This is a genomic window from Halomicrobium urmianum, from assembly GCF_020217425.1.
Classification (GTDB): domain Archaea; phylum Halobacteriota; class Halobacteria; order Halobacteriales; family Haloarculaceae; genus Halomicrobium; species Halomicrobium urmianum.
In genome coordinates this window covers 931676-952934 of record NZ_CP084090.1, presented here as the reverse complement: position 1 = coordinate 952934, position 21259 = coordinate 931676, and the positions used below count along the sequence as shown (strand labels likewise).

General features: G+C 52.8%; 17 protein-coding genes. 5 read left to right on the top strand and 12 right to left on the bottom strand.

All coding sequences use genetic code 11. The features are described from left to right. Positions 1–5: 5 nt before the first annotated feature. The 3 genes from LCY71_RS04760 to LCY71_RS04750 form a co-directional block, all read right to left on the bottom strand. Positions 6–1190: an NAD-dependent epimerase/dehydratase family protein gene (locus LCY71_RS04760; protein ID WP_225335223.1), complete on the bottom strand. Its 1185-nt coding sequence runs from the start codon at positions 1188–1190 to the stop codon at positions 6–8. A 543-nt stretch (positions 1191–1733) separates the two neighbouring features. After that, entirely contained in the window at positions 1734–2279 is a 546-nt protein-coding gene (locus tag LCY71_RS04755) for a PIN domain-containing protein (RefSeq protein WP_225335222.1), read from the bottom strand. Positions 2280–2285: 6 nt separating this feature from the next. Then, on the bottom strand, positions 2286–2801 hold the full coding sequence (locus LCY71_RS04750) for a DUF7437 domain-containing protein (protein WP_225335221.1): 516 nt from the start codon (positions 2799–2801) through the stop codon (positions 2286–2288). A 259-nt stretch (positions 2802–3060) separates the two neighbouring features. Between LCY71_RS04750 and LCY71_RS04745 the strand changes: the two genes are divergently transcribed. Next, positions 3061–3357, top strand: a complete 297-nt coding sequence (locus LCY71_RS04745) for an AbrB/MazE/SpoVT family DNA-binding domain-containing protein (protein WP_225335220.1) — start codon at positions 3061–3063, stop codon at positions 3355–3357. Further along, positions 3354–3791: a PIN domain-containing protein gene (locus LCY71_RS04740; RefSeq protein WP_225335219.1), complete on the top strand. Its 438-nt coding sequence runs from the start codon at positions 3354–3356 to the stop codon at positions 3789–3791. Before LCY71_RS04745 ends, LCY71_RS04740 begins: the two co-directional genes overlap by 4 nt. A 26-nt stretch (positions 3792–3817) precedes the next feature. On the opposite strand, the gene LCY71_RS04735 is transcribed toward LCY71_RS04740, so the two are convergent. The 4 genes from LCY71_RS04735 to LCY71_RS04720 all read right to left on the bottom strand — a co-directional run bounded on the left by LCY71_RS04735 (position 3818) and on the right by LCY71_RS04720 (position 9459). Beyond that, positions 3818–5260, bottom strand: coding sequence for an ArnT family glycosyltransferase (locus tag LCY71_RS04735; protein ID WP_225335218.1), 1443 nt, complete (start codon positions 5258–5260; stop codon positions 3818–3820). 626 nt (positions 5261–5886) lie between these two features. Continuing rightward, positions 5887–6720, bottom strand: coding sequence for an IS5 family transposase (locus LCY71_RS04730; protein WP_225335217.1), 834 nt, complete (start codon positions 6718–6720; stop codon positions 5887–5889). Positions 6721–6748: 28 nt separating this feature from the next. Next, positions 6749–7537, bottom strand: a complete 789-nt coding sequence (locus tag LCY71_RS04725; protein ID WP_225335216.1) for a hypothetical protein — start codon at positions 7535–7537, stop codon at positions 6749–6751. A gap of 698 nt (positions 7538–8235) precedes the next feature. Then, a complete protein-coding gene (locus tag LCY71_RS04720) occupies positions 8236–9459 on the bottom strand; it encodes a Cdc6/Cdc18 family protein (RefSeq protein ID WP_225335215.1) in 1224 nt (407 codons plus the stop codon). Positions 9460–10008: 549 nt separating this feature from the next. On the opposite strand from LCY71_RS04720, the gene LCY71_RS04715 reads away from it, so the two are divergent. Further along, complete coding sequence (locus LCY71_RS04715; RefSeq protein WP_225335214.1) at positions 10009–11097, top strand: glycosyltransferase family 4 protein; 1089 nt, start codon at positions 10009–10011, stop codon at positions 11095–11097. Here LCY71_RS04715 and LCY71_RS04710 read toward each other — a convergent pair. Genes LCY71_RS04710 through LCY71_RS04700 form a run of 3 tightly spaced genes read right to left on the bottom strand, consistent with a single transcriptional unit; the run spans position 11089 to position 15226 of the window. After that, on the bottom strand, positions 11089–12537 hold the full coding sequence (locus LCY71_RS04710; RefSeq protein ID WP_225335213.1) for a sulfatase family protein: 1449 nt from the start codon (positions 12535–12537) through the stop codon (positions 11089–11091). The genes LCY71_RS04715 and LCY71_RS04710 overlap by 9 nt on opposite strands. Continuing rightward, the gene (locus LCY71_RS04705) at positions 12534–14150 is read right to left on the bottom strand and encodes an alkaline phosphatase family protein (protein ID WP_225335212.1); all 1617 of its coding nucleotides are present in this window, start codon (positions 14148–14150) and stop codon (positions 12534–12536) included. The genes LCY71_RS04710 and LCY71_RS04705 overlap by 4 nt, the downstream gene beginning before the upstream one ends. Continuing rightward, positions 14147–15226: a glycosyltransferase family 4 protein gene (locus LCY71_RS04700; RefSeq protein ID WP_225335211.1), complete on the bottom strand. Its 1080-nt coding sequence runs from the start codon at positions 15224–15226 to the stop codon at positions 14147–14149. Before LCY71_RS04700 ends, LCY71_RS04705 begins: the two co-directional genes overlap by 4 nt. Positions 15227–15606: 380 nt before the next feature. Here LCY71_RS04700 and LCY71_RS04695 point away from each other — a divergent pair, with 380 nt between their 5' ends. Then, positions 15607–16602, top strand: a complete 996-nt coding sequence (locus LCY71_RS04695; RefSeq protein WP_225335877.1) for an O-antigen ligase family protein — start codon at positions 15607–15609, stop codon at positions 16600–16602. A 187-nt stretch (positions 16603–16789) separates the two neighbouring features. Here the strand turns inward: LCY71_RS04695 and LCY71_RS04690 are convergent, their stop codons facing one another. After that, on the bottom strand, positions 16790–18229 hold the full coding sequence (locus tag LCY71_RS04690) for a sulfatase (RefSeq protein ID WP_225335210.1): 1440 nt from the start codon (positions 18227–18229) through the stop codon (positions 16790–16792). Positions 18230–18415: 186 nt separating this feature from the next. Here LCY71_RS04690 and LCY71_RS04685 point away from each other — a divergent pair, with 186 nt between their 5' ends. Continuing rightward, complete coding sequence (locus LCY71_RS04685) at positions 18416–19627, top strand: glycosyltransferase family 4 protein (protein WP_225335209.1); 1212 nt, start codon at positions 18416–18418, stop codon at positions 19625–19627. A gap of 119 nt (positions 19628–19746) precedes the next feature. Here the strand turns inward: LCY71_RS04685 and LCY71_RS04680 are convergent, their stop codons facing one another. Then, complete coding sequence (locus tag LCY71_RS04680; RefSeq protein WP_225335208.1) at positions 19747–21255, bottom strand: oligosaccharide flippase family protein; 1509 nt, start codon at positions 21253–21255, stop codon at positions 19747–19749. Positions 21256–21259: the final 4 nt, after the last annotated feature.

Here is a 21259-nt window from a genome sequence, read left to right as displayed (position 1 = left end):
GGGTGCTACTCCTCGGCCTCCCAGTCGTCGAGCACGCCCGGCAGGAAGCGGTCCTCGTGGGCCGCGATGGTGTCGTCGTAGCGCGTCAGCGTCTCGAAGACGTCCCGGACGCCCGCCTCGAAGGACTGGTCCTGGCCGCCGATGAGGTCGTCGTAGCGGTCGTTCTCGATCTCCATCTTGTGGGTCTCGTCCTCGTCGCGGGGGTTCTCGAAGTGCTCGACCGCGACGTCGAGGTCGAACTCCGAGCCCACGTCGGCGATGGTCTCCGCGGCCTCGACGATGGAGATGGCCCGCGTGACCTGGTTGTAGACGGTCAGGTCGTCCGGGCGCTCGTCGGGGTCAGTGAGTGCGAGCTGTGCGAGACCCTCGACGGCGTCCTCGAGGGAGATGAAGGGCTTGCGCTGTTCGCCCTTGCCGTAGACCGTGACCGGGTAGCCCGCGACGGCCTGCGCGCAGAAGCGGTGCGCGACCGTACCGAAGTAGTAGTCGAAGTCGAAGCGGGTCTTGAGGCGGTCGTCCGCTCTGGTTTCTTCGGTTTCAGTCCCGTAGGTGATCGCCGTTCGGACGTCCGAGACCGGGACGTCGAACTGCTGATGGGCCAGGCGCATGTTGGCCGCGTCGTGCGATTTCGTCAGATGATACCATGACCCTGCCATGGCAGGGAATGGCACACTATCCTGTTCACCCTGGTTCTCCATCGTCGCGCCACCTTCCGGAATGGGGAACTCCGGCGCGCCGTAGACGCCCGTCGTCGTGGTTTCTATGAAGTGCGTGTCCGTGAGGTCGTTCTCTTCGAGGCCCCACAGGAGGTTCCGCGTGGCCTGAAGGTTGTTGTGCTGGGTGTAGTTAGCGCGCTCGCCGTTGATCTGGGAGTACGGTGCGGAGGGTTGGGCGGCGGCGTGGACGACGGCGTCCGGTTCGTGGACGTCGAGGAGCTCCTCGACGACGTCCTTCTCGACGAGGTCGCCCTCGACGAAGGAGACGTTGTGGACGTCGTGGACCTCTTTGGCGGCTTCGAGGCGTTCTTGTGGGTCTGCTATGGGCGTGGCACTCGTGGAGCCGACCTCCTCGACCCAGTCCCGTCGGGCGAAGTTGTCGACTGCGATCACTCGGTCGTCCGTGCGGTTCGCGATGCGGAGCGTGGTCGGCCAGCCGATGTAGCCGTCTGCTCCCGTGATGAGGATCGTCATTGGTTACTCACTTTCTGAGTAAACGGGCTGCGGTAAATATCTTGTCGTGGGGATCGGCTGGTAGTGGTCAGCAAAGCGACTGCACGATCAGGATCGGTTGCACTGAAAGCCCTCGTGCAGTTGCGGTCCCGGGACCCGCGCTGCGCTCCAGTGGGTGCTTGCGGGGTCCGGGTTCCCGCAACTGCACTCGCCCTTTCATCCGCCAGGGGTCGGCTGGGTAGCCGTCTGAATCTTGGCGGCTAAACGGGCAAGTAGCGTCCGACACTTCGAGAACACTGACAGTCTCTCCCTGGAAACGTATCGTTGATCAGAGAGCGCTCTCTCCAGAGAGTCGACGGGCGTTTCAGTGGCCCGTGAACGCTGGATGAATCCGACTGAAGGAGCAGATCCTATTTCGAGTGGACCGGAACGATTCGTCCTATAGTAGACATTGAAGGCACTGACACACTCGAGGGGCACCCGGGGTGCCTCTCGATGTGTAAATAGTTTCAATGTCTACTATAGTCCCGGTCTGGAGCTATATTCTACCGGTGTGTTCCCGTATCAATCGAATTCGGGAACGAAATCCGAAGCGAGTTCGTCGGCGAGTTCACCACCGGTAAGCCAGGTGATTTGCTCGTCGTCGAATCCGTACTGCGGAATTAATGACGCCGCTGCTTTCCCGAGGGGGATGTCGTTTGTCACAACTGTGACTCGGTCAGCGGTGCCATTGGCGAGCGTTTCGAGAGCCAGACCAACGATCTCCGTGTCCGTTTTCTCGACGACGTCCTCCGACCGATCGCTGGTCGTCGCAATGAAACTGCGTGCCTGGTCCATCACCCTCGAGACCTCCGACTGCGAATACGATGGACTTTCAGTGACCTTCATCCAGCCCTCCTGGAGAGCCTCGTCGACGGCGGAACTGCCGGACGAATACTCCGCGGGTAGAGGATCGCCACTCACCTCGGCGTACACCTGTGGTGAGAGGCGGAAGACGACATCGCGCTGTCGGGCTTCCCGGGCTAACGCCTGAAATCGCGTGCTCTCACGTCGTCCACAACTGATGAGTACCGAAGAATCGACGAAGATGACGTCTCTGTCACCCCCCATACCGGATCAGCCCTCGACGACGGGCCGAAGCGCATCGAGAATGACGCCCGCTTCCACGGACGAGATATCTCGCTCACGCGCCATGATCTGATGCGTCACCGATCCGTCGACGTATTCGCGAGCGTAGTCGAGTGCGACGGCGAGCCCGTCAAGCCCGTGACGGTCGATGTACGCGTCCACGTCGTCGTCCCGGATCCGACGCGCAATCGCCTCGATCAACTCCGGCGTGATCCGTCGCTCGGCGTCGCCTTCGACTAGTTGCAGTTCGATCTCGTGAGCGACGTACTCCGCAGGTCGTCCGTCGTTCGACTGCTCGACGAACCTCGCGTCTTCGAGGTCCTCGACGTAGTCGTAGACCGTTCGTTCGGGCTGATCGAGCGTCTCGACGATCTCCTGAATCGTCGCCCCCGGATGATGCCGAAGATAGGTATAGATCCACGCTTTGCGGGCGTTCCCCAGCAGCTCGAACGCCTCGCCGCCGGTGTCGAGCGGGGTCGCCCAGTTCGCTTCTTTCGTCGCCATCTCTAGTAGCGAGTTGTATGCGATATGCAATAAGACTTGTCGAGCCGGTGTCGTCACGATACACTGGTCGGAGTCTCGAGCCGCCCAGAGACACACCGCCGTCGCGAATGAAACGGCGTTCGAGGAACGCCGGGGTACTCCTCGATGTGTACTTGATTTCGATTCACCAATACATGGTGCCATCGTGGATCAGTATATGTCGCAAATCGGTTGACTGCAATAGCTTTAGTAATACAGAGATCAACAGGTACTACTAGTAGTGACAAGTAGTACAGACGAACCAAAAGTGGTACGCGTGTCCCAGAGGGGGCAGGCCACGATTCCGAAGGGGCTCCGGGAGAAGTTCGGGATCGAGACGCCGGGCGAGGTGTTCGTCTACGAAGAGCAGGGCCGCATCGTCATCGAGCCGGTTCCGTCGCCGGACGACCTTCACGGGATCCACGCCGGAGAACACGAACGCGGCGAGGTGTTGGAGCGGGTTCGTGAGCTGAAAGACGAAGAGAGGCGTCGGGAAGCGGAGCGAGCTGAACGGTTCCGTCCGTCAGAAGACGAATGAGCAGCGGGTACGTCTTCGACACTGAGGCCATCATCGCCTTCCTCTACAACGAACCCGGTCACGAGACCGTCGCGACGCTTCTCGACGAGGTCTTTGCGGGCGAGTCTGCTGGATTCCTCGCTGAGACGAACGCCAGCGAAGTGTTCTACCTCGTCGCCCGGTTCGAAGGCGTCGACGACACTCCGACCGAATCCTCTCTGCGGGTCGCTGACCGGGACACCCGCGCGCTCGAACGGCGAGGACTGCGCATCGAGCCGGCCGACTGGCGACTGGCAGCCGAAGTGAAGGCTGATGGGACCATCTCGCTCGCGGACGCGTACGCCGTTGCGCTCGCCAGCGAACGCGATGCGACGCTCGTCGCCGGAGCTGACGACGACTTCGACGACCTGCCTGTCGAACTCGACCTGCACCGCTTCCACGAACACGGCGTGTAGGGCGAACGCTATCTGTTCAGAAGATTTCAGCAGGCTTTGGTAGTAATTCTGGTACCGTCCCGAATTACCATCACTTCACATCCAACAAGACCATTCTCGTTTTCTGCAAACTGTGGCCCTTGATTCTCTGTCAACCCTCGGTCTCTGATGAGGACGTTACTATATATCAAGACCCGGCTCACCGCAGGAGTATGGTGATACTGCGTAGCCTGTTCCTGCCCCCAATCACCCACGAAGACGATATCTTGAGCATGTTCGATATCGTATTCTCGCAGTTCGATGCCAGCAGTTTTTGCTTCTCCCTGCTCAATGCCGTCGATTGAACCAGTTAGGGGACTGTCTACGGAACCAGCGATTGGAACTGATGTGCCGCCGAGCATTGCAGCCTCAAAAACGAGGATATACATGGCAGCGATAGTACAAATAGAGGCCAATGTTATTGAAAAGGTAGGGATGAGATCAGGGTGGTCCGCAGGCATGATCTCTGAGATGATGAGACTGATCCCAATAGAGAACGGTGCGAGAATAGCCCAAAGATAGTATAGATGGTTATCAGCCCCAAGAGGAAGGCCAATTGGAATTAGAATACCACTGAAAAGCCATGCCACAAGAATTGCCATCTCTAGATTACGGTCCGTTGTGAGACGCCAGACACAGTAGATCAGTAGTAAAATTGCTATCGGAAGTAAGAAAGTGCGGGCGATGGGTAGCGGGTGGATCGGGAATTTAGTAATATAGTTCCACCAGTCCAGTGACAGGAGTATGCTGGGATCGTTATGAACACCAAAATGCGTCAGTGTACTGGCCCCGGAGGGTTGTAAGTGGGTGATCCACCAGGTCAAACCCACAGCAACAAGTGTCGTTATCCCTACTCCAGTTGCTTCCATATACTCGTTGCTCCAGAGGAATGCGATAAACAGTGGGAGAGCAATCGATGCTTCCCACATGTGGTTTGTGACACCGAGTACAAGTAGGATGAGAGAACACACATACCATTGCTTATCATTTGTTTCGAGGTATCGTAATCCAGTATAGAGAACGCCCACTGTGAGTGCAATTCCTAGAGTTTCGGGCCACCAACGCCCTGAAAGCCGGACATATACCGGGTTGAGCCAGAGGAATGCGGGTGCGAGGAGAGCCATTTGTTCTCCAATGAATCGAGTAGCCAGCTGGTAGACCAGAAATGCAGCAATGACAGCTGCAACCAAGCTAACCACTCGGCCCGCTGCTGTATATCCCAGGGCAAGAAGTGGAGAACTCAAAATGCTGTGGAGGTGGAGCGCACTATAGCTTTCAAGTGGCGTCAGGTAAGTGTACGAAACAAATCCGTCACGAACCAAGCTGAGTGATTGGTAGTATCCGGCAATCTCTACGGCGGGATGGCTGTTCATCGTCGGCATTGGCGCAGCCAACAAAGGTAATAGTGCAAAAGAAGGCCCGAGAATAGTCACGATCCGTTTGAATTTCATCTGGCAGAGAGCGTTTTCTAAGTTGGTTACTTATGTGTATCCATTCATGACTCGACTGGTCCCAGCCACATCGGCCACGACCGGCTCGCCACTTTGAGCAACGTAATAGGCGCTATTCGACCAGTAGTAATTACCCTCAACTCGGATGTTGCTGTACCCGCCGGAGACGGACTGCACGCCGTCGTAGATGTTCCCAGACTGTCGCTCCCGTTAACTTAATGTGCATATCATCAAGCGAATCAGGACCAGTCTGAGCGTTCATATAGATGTAAGAACGGAATTCGTCCGAGAGGCCTGTGCCACCTTGGACGGGGTCAACCACTGTCACGTCGACAGTGTGGTTCCCGCCGCAGAACACCCGCACACCGGGTCCCGGCTCCTTGATGGTTCCAGTGAGTTGTACCCCGTCCACAGAGTCCAGATCGATAACGCCGCTGGTAGCACCGCCACCGTCCGACACTATGTGATATGATTGGATGCGGACCCGTTGAGGTTCACAGGGTGTGCGGCCGATTGAGTTCCTACGGGCGCAGAGTAAACCACTGTCAGATCGTTGTGCCCGGTAGAGATATTCACGGCGTGGTAACTGGGATTGTGCTCTATTGAATCCACAGACGGCGTAGGGATCACTCCTTGATTGCTTGTTCGAGATTATAGACTGCGGCGGTGAGCACGAGTTCACGAAACTCTCTGTACCAGATGCCCGGCCTGACAGCGGAGCCGTATCGACGCTTGATGGCCGAGAATGCACTCTCGGCCATCCAACGCTGCCCGTAGAGGTCGCTGTCCAACCGTGCGTTATGTGCGTGGTCGTAGTGGGCGAACAACCGGTGTTTGATCACTGGCCGGACGCCATCTGAACGGAGTGCGTCCCGCAGCGACTGATCGTCGTAGCCTTTGTCACCGGCGAGACTCTCGATTTTCTCAGTGTTGCGTAGCGCTACCTGACGGCCCACCTGGGTATCGTGGGGCCAGTGTGCCGAGCAGTGGACGTCGAGGACGGCACACGATTCTGTATCGACCAGCGCCGTCGTTTTCAGCGTCTGTATGTCGCGATCCGACCGTGCAACGTAGTGGCTGGATGCCGCCTGGCGGTCGATAAACGTGGCATCCAGCGCGCCGTGATCGCCTGGATCGCAGCGGGTTGCCGACCGGCCGAGCAGTTGGCGCCAAATGCGTGTCGGCACCCGCTCGAATGACCGCCACAGCGTCGAGGGTGCCGGGAACTCGAAGCGGGCCAACTGCAAGACTGCGCGCACCCGATCCATCTCACTGGCCCAATCGACGATTTCCGCGTAGCTCGCGCTCATATGAACCCGCAGAAAATGCAGCGTGAGATGCTTCCAGCCAGCAAATCCGTTGCCAGCCGGGTCGCTCACCACCGCCGTGGGGCTGGCAGCACAGCGCTTTTGAGCTAGCGACGCCGCTTGCTTAACGAAGCGGAAGAGGAGTTTAGGCACATTTCCTCTCTCCGCTTCGCTTCGACCTTCACAGCGACGCTATCCGCTCGCCGTCTCCGGATTCAATAGAGCAGGGATTGCGTACCTCGACCCGCCCGCTGACGTTGCCCTGCGAGCGGGAACTGACCGAGAGGCCCGCGTCGATGTTCCCGCTCGCTGCTCGGCCAGGGTTCACGAGGGTCGCATCGACATACACATCTCCGCCAGGTTCGATGTCGATGCCACCGCGGTATGCGCCCTCGCCGTAGACGTTCTGGAAACGAACATCCTGGTACCCATCTCCAGCAACACAGTAGTTGTGTCGTCCGTTCCATCCGAGCGTGCAGTCGGCAACCAGTGATTCCTTGCCAGCGTTATCCTCGTCTGCAGCCCCGAGGCCGTCGCTGATATTGATGCCGTCGAACGCCAGTCGACCCTTCATCGAGGAGAAGCCTCGGACGATGGTACCGCTCTCACGGCCTCGGAACTGGATGCCGCCACCCTGGAGGTTCCACGCTTCACAGTTGATGAACCGCCAACCTCGAAGCCAAGCCGTGCCTCCGTCGCGATTTAGGCGCCAGGCGTTCGCTGGCGACGTTCGTCCCGGCCCGAATCCGATGGCCGAGTTGTCGAGAATGTCGGCCTCGGCGTAGTCGGTGTTCGTGATGTGGATGTTGATGAAAGCCACGCCGGGGATTTCTGCTGGTTCGCTCCCGTCCTTGACCACGCGGAACATGTCGTTGTCGCCGTCCTGGTCGATGTAGTTGCTTGAATCAGGCTGCCAGACCGTCAGGCCGGCATTATCGGCATTCTGGCCGATTGTTATCAGACTCTCCACTTTGGTGTGGTCGATAATGACCGTGCCACCACCAGTCGCGTCGATGGCTGCCTAGTAGCTGTCGAACTCCGACGAAAAAACCATCGGCCCGTTACCTAACTTGGCTAGATTGACCAGAGAGTGACGGTACAACTAAATGGGAAATACCCCCACGTCCCCGCAGCAGCTGAAATCGGTCTGTGAGCAACGGTTCACGATTTACCTGGCTCTGGCGCGCCTCTCCATTGATTGTCCAGAAACTAGAATCAAGAGTTGCGCAGGTACATACCACTGTCGCGTATCTAACTAGCGAGGCGAAATCCCGTGTCAGTAGCTTCGGGATCTGAAATCTATGACCGTGGAACGCCGCAGTCACAGACGAACTTCGGAACGGTCAGTTTCATTCGCGACGGCGGTATGGTATTGTCAGCATGCTTCTAGGACGGTTCGGGATAGACACACTGCCGTCGCGAATGTAATTGAACGAGATCAGTTTCATCGTTGTGAGAACACAGAGAAACTGGTGAACCCGTATGTACTCTGTAGTAGAGGTGTACCCGCGATCACTAGCGTGTATTCGTTACTGGAAAATCCGGACCACACACCACCGTCGCGGATGTAACGGGGGGCTAAAGCGGGGTCACAAAGTGACTGCCATAGATTCTCTTTTAGGCTACAGTACAGCATAGAGCTTTTTCCTCACCTCTTCAAAAAGGCGGTCACTCCGTATCGACGAGCTCCCGAAGCCGACCATCGCGATTTAGCACGTGCTCGACGATATTCACGTCCTCGAGGAGGCGGTGATAGGAGGCGACGCCCTTGCCGCGTCCTCTACCGCGACGATCGGATTGAATCACGTTCAGGAAGTCCTGTTCCTGAAGAATCTCCTGAACCCGGCGTTCGGATCGGGGTTCCACGTCGATCTGTTCGGCCAGTTGTCGATACGTCTTGTAGATTGTTTCCGTAACGAACTCGTTCTGTTCGCTCTCGCGGTGCAACCGGGCGAGCGTGAGGATGATCAACTTCGCCTGGAGCGGGGCGCCATTCACCAGTTCGTCGAAGCGATCCGCCTCCGTCTTCGACTGGGCCGCACGGACGTGTTCCTCCGTGACTGTTGTGGACTCCTCGTCGCGAGCGATTCGACCGGCGTTCCGGAGAATGTCGATCGCCTTCCTGGCGTCGCCGTGATCTTGCGCGGCGAGCGCAGCGGTGAGTGGTATCGCACCGTCGTCGAGGACGCCCTCCTTGAAGGCGTCGCGGCGGTGTTCGAGAATCTCGATGAGCTGGTCGGCGTCGTAGGCTGGAAAGACGAGTTCGTCGCGGTTGAAACTCGACTGCACCCGCTCAGAGAGCTCGTCGGGGTAGTCGATCTTGTTTGAGACGCCGATGATGCCGATCGGCGTCGAGACGTGCTTGTTTTCGCCGGCCCGCGAGAGCTTTCTGAGGACCTCGTCGTCGGCCAGCATGTCGATCTCGTCGAGGATGATCACCGCGACGTCACAGCACGTGTTGAGGATGCGCCAGAGCCGCTCGTAGTAGTCCGATTGGGAGATGCCGGATTTGGGAACGGAGACGCCCGAGATAGGTTTGTTGAGGGCGCTTGCGATTTGCTTGACGACGGACACCTCGGTTGTGTGCTCTCCGCAGTCGATGAAGACTGATTCGACCGTGGTATCGTTGCGCTCGGCCTCCGCTTGCATCCGTTCGGTGACGGCTCTGGAGATGAGTGACTTCCCCGTTCCAGTCTTTCCGAAGATGAGTAGATTCGTCGGCTCGCTGCCCATAATCGCCGGGTTGAGGGCACGCACTACTTTTTGCATCTGCTCGTCACGACCGACGATGCGATCCGGTTGCGGGATATGTGATATCTTCAGCATGTCCTCGTCGACGAAGATCGGATCGTCGTACCGAAAGAGAGGATCGCGATTGTCGTCACTTGGCATTATATCGAACTCATTCTACTACGCAATAAAATATCCGGGCCATTGCCCCGTATGTAAATAGGTCAGTATCAAGAGTTAGAATGCAGATACCGCCGTTACTCCCTCTATCGATAGATAATCCTACATCGCGTATGTAATCGGGGGTGGTAAGATTACAACCAACCGGCTTTCTCTTACTCTATTACATACGCGGCGGTGGTGTGGGTGAGATGTTCCGACATCAAGACTCCGTCTAAGAGGGGGTACTGACGGGAACTTAGGTGATGAAAGGCATCAGCCAGTTCCGGGAACCCCAGTGATACAAGCACTGGACCGAGCAGAGCGGGGGAAGTGCACAGCGAGCCGCAGGACTGAAACTGACCTCGCCTTTCCAGTCCGCCAGGAAGAAGTTGTTTGGCCGAACTGGAAGTCTGAAAGCCGATCGAACGCGGGAGACTTTTTACGGACGCTAAACTCGGACTCCGTGATGCGAGTACTCGCCAACGAGGGCCGGGCATTGTCGAGACACGAGCGTAGTCGGACGATATCCTCGACTCTGGAGCGCTAAGAATGCGCATTCTCCGTGTCGCACAGAACCTCTATCCCGAAGTTCCCGGCGGCGGGACCTATCACGTCCACGCGATGAGCCGGGACCAGGCTGCGATGGGCCACGACGTGACCGTACTGACCGTATCCGATGACGAGAGCTTACCCCGACGTGAGGAGCGGGACGGATACACCGTGGTGCGTCGGTCGCCGACAGTCAAGTTGCTTGGGAACGAGATATCGGCCGGCGTGGCGCGGCATCTCCGGGATGCCTCCGGGTTCGACATGATCCACGCCCACTCGCACCTATACTTCTCGACGAACCTGGCTGCACTGAAGCGGCGGCTAGGCGACGTTCCACTGGCAATTACGAACCACGGGTTGTACTCGCAAAACGCCCCCGAATGGTTGTTTGATCTGTACCTTCGGAGTCTAGGGCGGTGGACGTTTAATCAAGCAGACGTAATGTTCTGTTATACCGACGAGGACCGGGAACGCGTCCAGGAGTTCGGTGTGAACTCGCGCATCGAAGTCGTCCCGAATGGGGTCGATACGGAGCGGTTCACACCCGACGGTGAGGAAAGTGACTTGATTAAGCACGATGGGCCGGTGGTGCTGTTCGTAGGACGGTTGGTGGACGGAAAGCGACCACAGGACGCGATACAGGCAGTGTCGCAGTTGTCCGAGGAGATGGATGTCCACCTCTACGTCGTCGGGGACGGTCCATTGCGAGGCGAACTTGAATCGATGGCCGACGAGAGCACTGTGACGTTTCTGGGACAGGTCCCCTACGACGAAATGCCCGCAGTGTATCGTTCCGGCAATGCGTTGGTGTTGCCCAGTCGGGCTGAAGGGTTACCGCGGACCGTGCTGGAGGCGTTCGCGTCCGGGGTTCCAGTGGTGTCGAGTTACTTAAAACATACGGCGCCGATTGTGCAGAAAGGCGGGGAGACGGTACCGGTCGGCGACATCAACAGATATGCGGCTGCACTGCGGCGAGTCCTCGACGAGGCCGATACCCTCGGGGAGAACGGATGTAGGACGGTCGTGGAGCGATTCCAATGGCGAGAGACAGCGGAAGAGACGACGGAAATCCTACGGGAATTACTGTAGATAGCCGAGGTCCTCGAGCCGAGCCTTCGTATCCTCGTTCATCGATACATTGTCGGCAGTATCCGCGTGATTGAATGAGGTGAGCCACTCATCTAGTTGAGCGGCTAGTTCGTCGACGATGTCGTCATGCGTATCCGCGACGTCGTCCGTTTCGTCCGGATCGTTCCGGACGTCGTAGAGTTCCTCCGAACCGTCGGACCCGCGGATGTACTTGTACTCCCCCGTGCGGATCGCTCTGAGCGAACGGTCGTACTCGCGAACGTCGTTTGGGAGTTCCCCGACCCGTTCTTCGATCGCGTCCATCGACGGCTGTGGGGCCAGATACTCCGATATTGCGTGTTCACGTGTCTCTCCGGCATCGGGGTGGAAAGAAATCCCCTGAAACTGCTCGCGAGCGTCCGGCGCGTCGACGTCGAGGACGTCGAGGATCGTCGGTGGGATGTCGATGAGTTGCACGATGTCGTCGATTTCCCCGCCTCCGAAGGGGCCGCCGTGGACGAACAACGGAACGTGAAGGAGGGTGTCATAGAGAGCGTACTGGTGATCCATTAGACCGTGCTCGCCGATGTTCTCTCCATGATCTCCAGTGACGACGAGCAGGGTGTCCTCCCATTCGTCAGCGCCTTTGAGCATCTCGACGACGCCCTCAACCCGCTCATGGACGTACGAAATCTCTGCCCGGTAGAGTGAACGGAGGATCTCGAAATCTTTCCCCGTCATCTCGACTGTCCCGGCGATGTAGTCCCATGCGTCCTGTGGAACGTCCATCGCTTCCTCGTAAGTGACATCGTCGGGGAGGTGTTCGATCGCGCGGTCCCTCGGGGGCCGGTACTCGAGGTGTGGTTCGAGATAGTTGACGAACAGGAAGAACGGACGCATATCGTCCCTGCTCGCCAGCCAGTCTTCGATCCACTCGTTCGTACGGGCGGCACCGTCGTCTTCTGTTTTCCTGAAGAACTGTCCGTAAACCGCGTTCGCGAAGTTCGTAACCGGATTGCCGTCGAACAGCGCTCTGAGCCCTTTCCTGAGTTTGTCGATCCCCTCTTCTTGGCGGGCGACCCGCCCGAGGTCAGTCTCGGACTGGACGTACTGCCACGTCTTGTAGAACGTCTTGAATCCCTGGTCGAAGCCGAACTCCTCGCTGATCCAGGTGTTGTTCGAGACGGCGACGGTCTCGTACCCCTCGTTTGCGAGGATTTCCGCCAGCGTTGCGTGGTGGTTACTGAGGTGTTTGTGGCCTGCGTGGGCACCGTGTTTCGAAGGTGTCGTTCCGGTGAACAGAGAAGCGTGAGATGGGAGCGTCCACGGCGCAGACGCGAAGGACTGGTTGAAGTAAGTGCCACCCTTCGTCTGTGTCCCGGTGAAGGTAGCAGGAGACGACAGTACGGATTCCAGGACGTCCGCTCGTGCGGTGTCCATGACGACGAGGACGACGTTCATATGTATCCGAGGTCTTCCAACCGATCCTGTACTGCATCGGTATCCCGTTCAGCGCTCGTCTCTCCGCTTCCCACTAAGCGAGAGAGGGATTGCCTTCTGATCGACCGCTCGTCCCGGAAGTTCGAGGTGAACAGGTCGGTCAGCGGTTCACCGTCCATCACATTGGGAATCGGCTCGTCGGCAGCGTATAGCAGCGTCGGGGCGATGTCGAATATGCTGGCCGGTATACCGTCACCTGACTCGATATCGGGACCGGCAGCGACGTAGATTCCTTCCATTCGGTGGCCACCGCTCCGGGCCGCCGATGGGGGGCCACTAACGAGATGTCCGTCGTCGGTGGTGTGACGCGGATCGACGGCACACTCGAAGTCCTCGACTGTGAACAGGATATCCGGTGCTAGATCAGTCTTCGGCCCGTGATAGCGATCTTCAGGCCGGAAGACATCTACTTCGAGGGGCTGTCCATCGTCGTCAGTAAGGCCTTCGAGGGCGTCGATTACGGCTTCCCTATCGTCCGGATCCTCCGAGAGCATGTAGAGCATCCCGCAGGTGAGATTCTGGCGCGGAGCGAAGACGGTACTGCGATCCCAGTCGATGTCGTCGCCCGGAGACCCCCTAATAGACTTCCCGACTGACTTTGCTAGGTTGTTGAGTTGCGGTACTGCGGAGACGATCGGCTCTGCGATCCGACGGAGGTACGGGAAGTAGCGTGTTCGAAGCGCTTGGACGGACGACGTTTCAGCGGGTGTCCGGAAGCCCTTCTGTTCAAGCCAGCTATTGGAGTAGAATGTCTGATTGACCGGACCGAATCCGTGATCGGAGACGATCAGCAAGTTAGCGTCCTCTCGTTCGGCGAAGTCTGCGATTGCTCCAACGGTATCGTCAACGCGCTCCCACAGGCGTGTGAGTGCTTTTTTGTGTTCCTCGTCGGCGCTGGGGTCGTGCAGCTCGTGGTCGGAGTCATGGTATCGCCAGAAGTAGTGCTGGGCCCAGTCGGTGACGCTCACGACGCCGAAGAACACATCGGGACGTTTCTCTTCCAGAAGGTACGTCATGGCTGCTTCTCGCTTTTCGAGCATCTCGTGGAGGTCGGACGCCAGCTGGCCGGGCCTATTCTGGTACTTCGGGTCGGCGTACGGCACCTTTACTTCGTATCCGCCGGTCACCTCATCGAGTTCGCGTTTGAGACCGTCCGGATCGGAAATCGTGTCATCGCCGGGTGATCCGAGCCCGCTCACCATGAATCCTTCCTCACCGAGGTCGTATGGCGGATACAGCATCGGAAAGTTGAACACACCAACGCTATGATTGCGGGCGGTGAGGACATCCCAGAAGCTCTGTCCGTGAAACGAGTCCGAACCGAGCGACTCGAAGTCGAATGAATCCGGATCGTCACGGTTGAGGAAATAGAAGACCCCCGTCTTCCCGGGATTCTGTCCGGTCGCCATTGACAGCCAGGCTGGGGCTGTTATCGGTGGGAACGTACTTTTGAGACTATCCGCCTGTCCGTCATCGATGAGTGATTGGAGTTCTGGTAAATCCCCACTATTTAGAAGAGGAGTAAGAATAGACCATGTAGCACCGTCGAGTCCGAGGATAATAGTGCTAGTCATTGGTTCGACGTTTCAGCCATCTCTCTATAGACACTATAATATTCACGGACGGTGTCCTCGAGTGAGAAAGTAGAGCGAGCTCTGTCCTTAGCTTTTCTACCTAATCTTTCTCTTCTTTCGGGACTCTGTAGTAGATCTTTGATCGCTATTTCAAAAGAGACTGGATCGCTTGGATCGGCAAATATAGCTGGATCTCCGACGACTTCATGGAGTACATCGAGATCGCTGACTACCACGGGAAGACCAGTTGCCATCGCTTCAACTGCTGCAACACAAAATCCTTCATACCAAGACGGAAAAACTCCGATAGTAGAATTCTTTAATACATTATAGACATCTTCACGGCGTGGGAGATAACCCGTGAAAACTACTGAGTCCTGTATTCCAAGTTCGTTTGACAACGATCGGAGTTCGTCATATAAGGGACCATCTCCAACAATGAGGAGTGTAGTTTCAGGATATTGATTTACAATCAGTTTAAAAGCCTGTAGTAGCGTTTTGTGATTTTTTTGCTCAACTAGTCTTCCAACGGTAGTTATTACTGGACCATCGGGGACCTCAACTGGCGATTTTCTAGCATCATCTATTCGACCAATATCAATGCCGTTGTATATGACTTCACTCTTTGATTGCACCGATAATATCTTTTCGTATAGTCCTGTTGATGTCTTTGTATTTTGCGAGTTATAAACCATAGTGTCTACAATGGGATAGCTAATTGAATTAGTTGCCTTTTGTAAATGGGAGAAGAATCTATGATCATTATGCTCGGTGTTGATTATTTTGGTACCAGTGCCAAGTATTGCCATCCTTCCAAGAGATCCAGTTGAGTTGTGGTGAGTATGTAATATATCCACATTCTTTGAACAGAGCTGGCGAAGATCCCAATAGGATTTAAAATCAAGACGTGATTTGGCGCCCAGTTTCACCATAGGCACATCCAATTGCCTAACATCGGGATCTAAGTCATCAATTGAATTATCATAGTATGAAACTAGCACAACATCTATACTGGTGTCTAAGTGGACTTTAGTTGCTATCTCAACTGGAATTGAAGTAGACGTGATTTCATTCACTAATATCGCTGCACGAGTCACGACTGGTCATAACCAAAACACATGATATAACGACTTCGGTAGCGCTTGCTACCGGGTATATAAAACCATCTTAAAGGGAATCTGCCACAGGTACAGAACCCGAAAAGACTATGCCCCTATAATACCCGATTCAGACTGACTTGAGTACAAATAGTCAACCCAATCTCAATCGGATCAATATTTTAGGTCACTGGTCTTTTGATCAATTCGCGCTCTGGACATTTGTCTTACTTCTACTACTCACAGAATCAGGTATTGGACGATGGACAAGTTATATTCTGGCAATAATCGGATATGTCGTACTCACTCTTTCTTTCATTCTGTTTAATAGACCGGAAATCAAGGGCGATCGGTTGGCCGTGATTACACTAATTACGTTGTGTTTTATTTTTATACTTGGAGTTCTCTTGTTACCATCAACTGCATCTATCCTTCGACTTCTTGTCTTTATACCAATATCAGTAATTAATTTATTTTTAATACCTGTAGTAGTACCTAAGTATAATTATTATGGGGTTCTGTCACGTCTAACTGCAGTTTCCACTCTCATTGGACTTCCAGCAATAGTCCTCGGACCGTTTGGCCCAATTCACGCATATCACCACTCAAAACCCCCAGGTTTTCCCATCCCGCTTTACGGACTCATGTCAATTTTTGACAACCCGAATGCCATGGGAGCTATAGCTGTCTTCGGTGCACTAGCAGCAATGTGGGAGTACTTTTTCGACAGATCCATCTTATCCTTGTTGCTTTTTATTATAAATTCTTCAGGAGTCTATTTTTCTCAGAGTCGCGCAGCCATACTTGCTCTAATAGCCGGTGTTACAGTCGTAGGGATTTATTGTATAGCGGGTCAAGAGACCTTGCACATCACAACCTACCTTGGCCTAGTGTCTGCGCCAACTATTGTCCTTATCAAATTCGGCATTATCCCTGGCCCAGAATTGATCCAGAGTATTGACTTCAACAATCGTGTTGAACTTTGGACTGCAGCATATCACGCGTTTCTGGATCGACCCCTTATCGGATGGGGAATCGGAAACGTACCCGATGCCATGAGACCTTATCTTGCCCCCTCATTTTTGAAAGGAATGGGGCCACATACCAGCTATATCCGAATGTTCGCTGCTACTGGAATCATTGGAGGTGTCCTTTATTTATACATTCATCTTAGGTCCATATCGTGTATAGTTCCGAATATAAAAGACAATTCAGATGCAACTGAATACGCCCTAGTTATAGCAGGGATGGTTATCCACACATTTAGTGGCATTAGCATTTTTGGTTTGGCCATTACTTCCGTTGTTCCTGCGATAATACTCGGGTACGCTCAGCTCTATCCAGATGAGAAATAGGGCGATTTATTTCTACTATCATGACATAAGGTGTAAACAAGAGCAAATAACTATAGCCTTGTAGAATCCAATGGTTTCCCCTTCAGCAGCGTTATAATCTCCATACTTGTCACCGAATAAGAAGTTATGCTGTAATGTCACTTTAAGGACAGGGAGTATTATGGACCCACAAAAATGATTCAGTTTCTTAACGGTACCCAAGATCTTTCAGATGTTGTTTGAGCCTATCATCATCTATGTCATCATTAAGGATAGAATCATCCATAGATTTAACCGACTCTTCAAGTTCTTGCTCGAGCCGCTCGCGGACTGTTGATAGTTCGTCAGAAAGATCAGACGTCTCTTTTGGATCCTGCCTCCAGTCACAGAGACGTCTAATACTATTAGGGCTACGAACGAGTTTATACCGTTTATCCCGAATAGATTGAACTGGCCCGTTATACTCAGACTCAGTAAAGCTTGGATAAGCTCGCTGAACCGGCTCTGGCGACTTCCGACCAACTTCAGCGAAGAGATAGTCATGAAAGACCCGATCAGTAAGCGGCGTGAGTGTCGTTGCATTGGGACGGTCGGGTACTTCCGCATTTGTTATGTCAAGAATTGTCGGAAAGAGATCGACGAATGAAACCATATTTGAGATAGTTTCCCTTCTATCACTAGGGGGGCTCATGACTAGGGGAATGTGGAGGAGTTTATCAAGTAAGGAATACTGGTGTTTTTCTAAATCGTGTTCACCGAATAAGTCGCCATGGTCCGCCGTGACAATGACGAGTGTATCGTCCATTTTACCTGCCGAACGTAAGAACGACAATAGGTCGGCAAGTTGATCGTCCATGTACCGAATCGCACCGTCATACCAAGTCTTGATGATTTCCCATTCATTGTCACTTGGATTGAATTCATCAGCTATAACTGGATACTGGCGTGACATTGCTGTAAGCCGATCCATGTCGAATCCGTCAACCGACTGCGGTTCCTTCCCTAACCGCCTTTGAAGTAACTCTGCAAACTCCCAGCGGGGACGATTAACATCAGGGCCGAACATTGATTTGTATGGCCGGGGCGGATTATACCGATGGTGTGCTGTTTTGCAGTTGATGAAAGCAAAAAATGGATCTTCACTACTCTTTATCCATTCTTTCAGATTTTCAAACTTAAATGTTGTGTAGTTGTCATGTCCATGAACGAGAGTCTGCCAGGTCTGTTTACGAAGCGCTGAATTCTTGATGAACTGCCGGAGATAGTGGTGATTTGGGCGAATTCGGAATGTTTCATGGAATTTATCGAATCCTCTGTCATAGCCGCGGTCGCTCCGAATGTGGGCGCCTGCACTCGTTGCGAAGGTACGATATCCTGCCTCGGAAAGTAATTCAGCGAGCGTTGGTATATCCTCTGGTAATTTTTGAGAATCTCCATAGATTCCAGATTTGGATGGTAGATAACCAGTGAATAATGAACCATGTGCAGCTCCAGTCCAGTTGGACGTTGAAAATGCATGCTCAAATCGTACGCCATTAGCCGCGAGGCGGTCTATCGCCGGGGTTGTCTCATGTTCATAGCCGTAACAAGATAGGTGGTCCGCGCGGACAGCATCCAGTACTATAAGCAATACATTCGTATCGGTCATGGATTGGTATTCGAGGCTTCAGTAATATGAATATCGTGATAAGGACAGAAGCGAATTATCTATGATTAGTAGAGAGTTATATCAAAACCTAAGACGTGGGTTGGTTAGGGCATAACATTCTCAACTATAGAGGGGCACAGCAGACAGAAAGCCTCATACAGAAAGGTACCCAATTGAGGGTACTCAATGCGACTTGCTTTCATTCACCCACAGTATCCGTCAGGTGAAGGAACTGGGGCAGCGTATTCTGCGACACAGATTGTTCAGGGTCTCGCCAGCATGGGGTACGATATTGATGTCTATTGTCAAGAGAAACCACAGGAAAGCTATAGTCAAGAAGGTGTCAAATTAGAGTATTTATCTGGATATAGTTCCCATCCTCATACAGAAACGCAACTAAATAGGGAATTGATCGCACGAATTGATGATTTCCGTGAATATGATATTGTCCATAGCTATCCGATGTCATTTATTCCATCGATTGGCCGGATTGGTGAGAAACTAGGTGTCAATACAGTTGTAACTCTAAACGCATACGGTGGTATATGTCCAAAGAATGATTTACTCTATATGGGGGAAAACGAATGCAAGAAGAGATCTAATCCAAAATGTTTACACTGCATCTCACGCACTGGTACCTCAAATAGCAAACATAGATATCTTTATAAGACAATCAGCCAGCTATTCTCACTAAATATTATCAATAATGGGCAGGATTACATTGATAAAATCGGTAAATACCATGCCCTAACTAGTCACGTCAAAGAGAAATATACAGATTTTGGATTCCCTCAAGAAAGAGTCCAAGTAATACCTAATATACTTGATGAAAGATTTTGCATAGACCACGAAAGTGACTTCTCAGAACCATATAAATTTATTTATGTTGGGAATTTGGATAGACATAAGGGCGTTCATCAATTCCCAGGGATTATTTCACGCCTTCAGGAATGGGGAGAGTATGATTTTGAACTCACAATCATTGGTAGCGGAGATTACAAAGGAACACTTAAGAAGAATCTAAATAAACAGAACTTAAGCTCATATGTAACATTTGAGGGCGATGTGTTAAATGAATGTCTTCCTGAAATCTATGCAAACCATGATCTATTCATTTACCCAGGCATTTGGGACGAGCCTTTCGGTAGGGTTTTTCTGGAAGCACTCGGGACGGGGACGCCCATAGTTACAACAGACGTAGGTGCAACGAAAGAAATTGTAGGTGGAGCTGGCATTATAGTAGAACCAGATTCTAATGAGATCGCAAGTGCGGTGCATTCGGCTGTTTCTAAAAATATACTCCCCAAGCTTAGTAAGAATACCGGTGACCAAGTACAGGTTTACTCATCAGATAGTATACTTAGACAGTTTGATGAATTATATCATAATCTCTTGTAGCCGCTCAAGCTCCGATAATTGACCCAAAACCAATATTGAATGGATTTCCAAATTCATTAGCAATATTTTAGTCATATTATTCTTCATTTATACGGAATACAGCAGAGTAGGTCGCAAAATCATTCTAGATACACTATTATCTTATGCACGCGCGATGAAATAGGATCCGGTAATTGATTAACTATAGGAATTAGCTCGTCTGGTGGAACCACGCCGAGTTTAACTGTAAACATAGCGTAGATTGCAAATCCCATTGGCGGAACGATCAACAGCGAAAGTAATGCTGAATCGATTACTGTGGCCGCTCCAAAGATGACTGGCATAGCAAGAATGCCAACAGCAATACTCTTTATTATTCTAATATCTTTTACTGGATTGAATCCTATTCTTCGTGCTACAAATATGTGTAAAAATAACATCGAACCATAACTCGTACTGGTAGCAGCTGCGGCTCCAATCATCCCATAGCGGGGGATCAAAAATAGATTCAATATCAAATTCAGTACCGCCGCTGTCCCAGTTGCGGCAATCAAGCGGCCAAGGTCACCTTTTCCTTGGCCAACAGCAAAGATAGGTCGAGAGAGGGCGAATCCAAAAGCCCCAGGTAATAGGATTAGAAGTGGTTTGATTGCAGATTCAAACTCTGAACCGAAATAGATCGGAATAAAATCGTGGGCAAGTGCTGCAAGTCCGAGTCCGAGCAACAGTGAGAGTGAAAAGTTGTACCTCACCGTTCTGGATACGAGTTTTGATATCCGATCGGTCCTGCCAGCAGACCACAGTTCAGAAGAGGAGTGGAGAAGCACAGTTTGAAGTGCGTTCGGTGCGAACCATAGAAATTCAGCAACAACAAGCGCCGCTTTGTAGTATCCGGTCTGTTGACTGCCGGATAATGACCGGAGTAAGAGAATATCTGTATGGTACAATGATGCAGTTAGAAGAATCAAAACGACGCTCATCCCGTTGTATTCGAATAGCTCTCTTCGAGGAAATGTTGAGGGAATGTGGGTGAATGCTTTACTAAGATCTAATCTTTTTGATAGAATTAATAGAGCTACAAATGCAACTATGGAACTCGCAATGATATGTCCCAGAAGAACGGCAGTAACGCCGTAACCGAGATACGCTAAAGATATTCCAAATACTCCAAATAATACTTTTTTCAAAATTGCAAGTGGTTCGCTTCGGCTTTCTAGTCCTATTCCCATCAACCCTCCGCGCGCCAATGAGTACATCTGACGTGCGATAATTAATCCCGCAAGCAGGTACAGGTAGACTCTGAACTCATCTCCGAAGATAGTTGAGATCAAAGGTGACTGAGAAAGTAGACCGTATCCAATTGAAGCTATGGCTGCTAAAATGACTGCTATCCGGGAGTAAAAGCCGAATACGCGTTCTTTCCAGTCTTTTTCACCCCGATCTTCTGCCATGTACTTCCGCACCCCATCAAAGATACCCGTATTGACAAGAATCATTGTTATCCCGAGAACTGAAAGGATGAAGGCATAGTCTCCATAGCGACTACTACCAAGTATTCTAACGAGTATCGGAGTTATTAACAAACTTAGTAGAAGAGAGGTGATTTTGGCGCCAAGAATAGATAGAAATCCCCGGAGTATACTAGACATGAGT

What these genes read in the sequence shown, in the direction of transcription:
- LCY71_RS04760 (WP_225335223.1), bottom strand. Translation starts at nt 1,190, where the DNA reads ATGACGATCCTCATCACGGGAGCAGACGGCTACATCGGCTGGCCGACC.
- LCY71_RS04720 (WP_225335215.1), bottom strand. Translation starts at nt 9,459, where the DNA reads ATGCCAAGTGACGACAATCGCGATCCTCTCTTTCGGTACGACGATCCG.
- LCY71_RS04705 (WP_225335212.1), bottom strand. Translation starts at nt 14,150, where the DNA reads ATGACTAGCACTATTATCCTCGGACTCGACGGTGCTACATGGTCTATT.
- LCY71_RS04690 (WP_225335210.1), bottom strand. Translation starts at nt 18,229, where the DNA reads ATGACCGATACGAATGTATTGCTTATAGTACTGGATGCTGTCCGCGCG.
- LCY71_RS04685 (WP_225335209.1), top strand. Translation starts at nt 18,416, where the DNA reads ATGCGACTTGCTTTCATTCACCCACAGTATCCGTCAGGTGAAGGAACT.
- LCY71_RS04715 (WP_225335214.1), top strand. Translation starts at nt 10,009, where the DNA reads ATGCGCATTCTCCGTGTCGCACAGAACCTCTATCCCGAAGTTCCCGGC.
- LCY71_RS04750 (WP_225335221.1), bottom strand. Translation starts at nt 2,801, where the DNA reads ATGGCGACGAAAGAAGCGAACTGGGCGACCCCGCTCGACACCGGCGGC.
- LCY71_RS04755 (WP_225335222.1), bottom strand. Translation starts at nt 2,279, where the DNA reads ATGGGGGGTGACAGAGACGTCATCTTCGTCGATTCTTCGGTACTCATC.
- LCY71_RS04710 (WP_225335213.1), bottom strand. Translation starts at nt 12,537, where the DNA reads ATGAACGTCGTCCTCGTCGTCATGGACACCGCACGAGCGGACGTCCTG.
- LCY71_RS04680 (WP_225335208.1), bottom strand. Translation starts at nt 21,255, where the DNA reads ATGTCTAGTATACTCCGGGGATTTCTATCTATTCTTGGCGCCAAAATC.
- LCY71_RS04735 (WP_225335218.1), bottom strand. Translation starts at nt 5,260, where the DNA reads ATGAAATTCAAACGGATCGTGACTATTCTCGGGCCTTCTTTTGCACTA.
- LCY71_RS04740 (WP_225335219.1), top strand. Translation starts at nt 3,354, where the DNA reads ATGAGCAGCGGGTACGTCTTCGACACTGAGGCCATCATCGCCTTCCTC.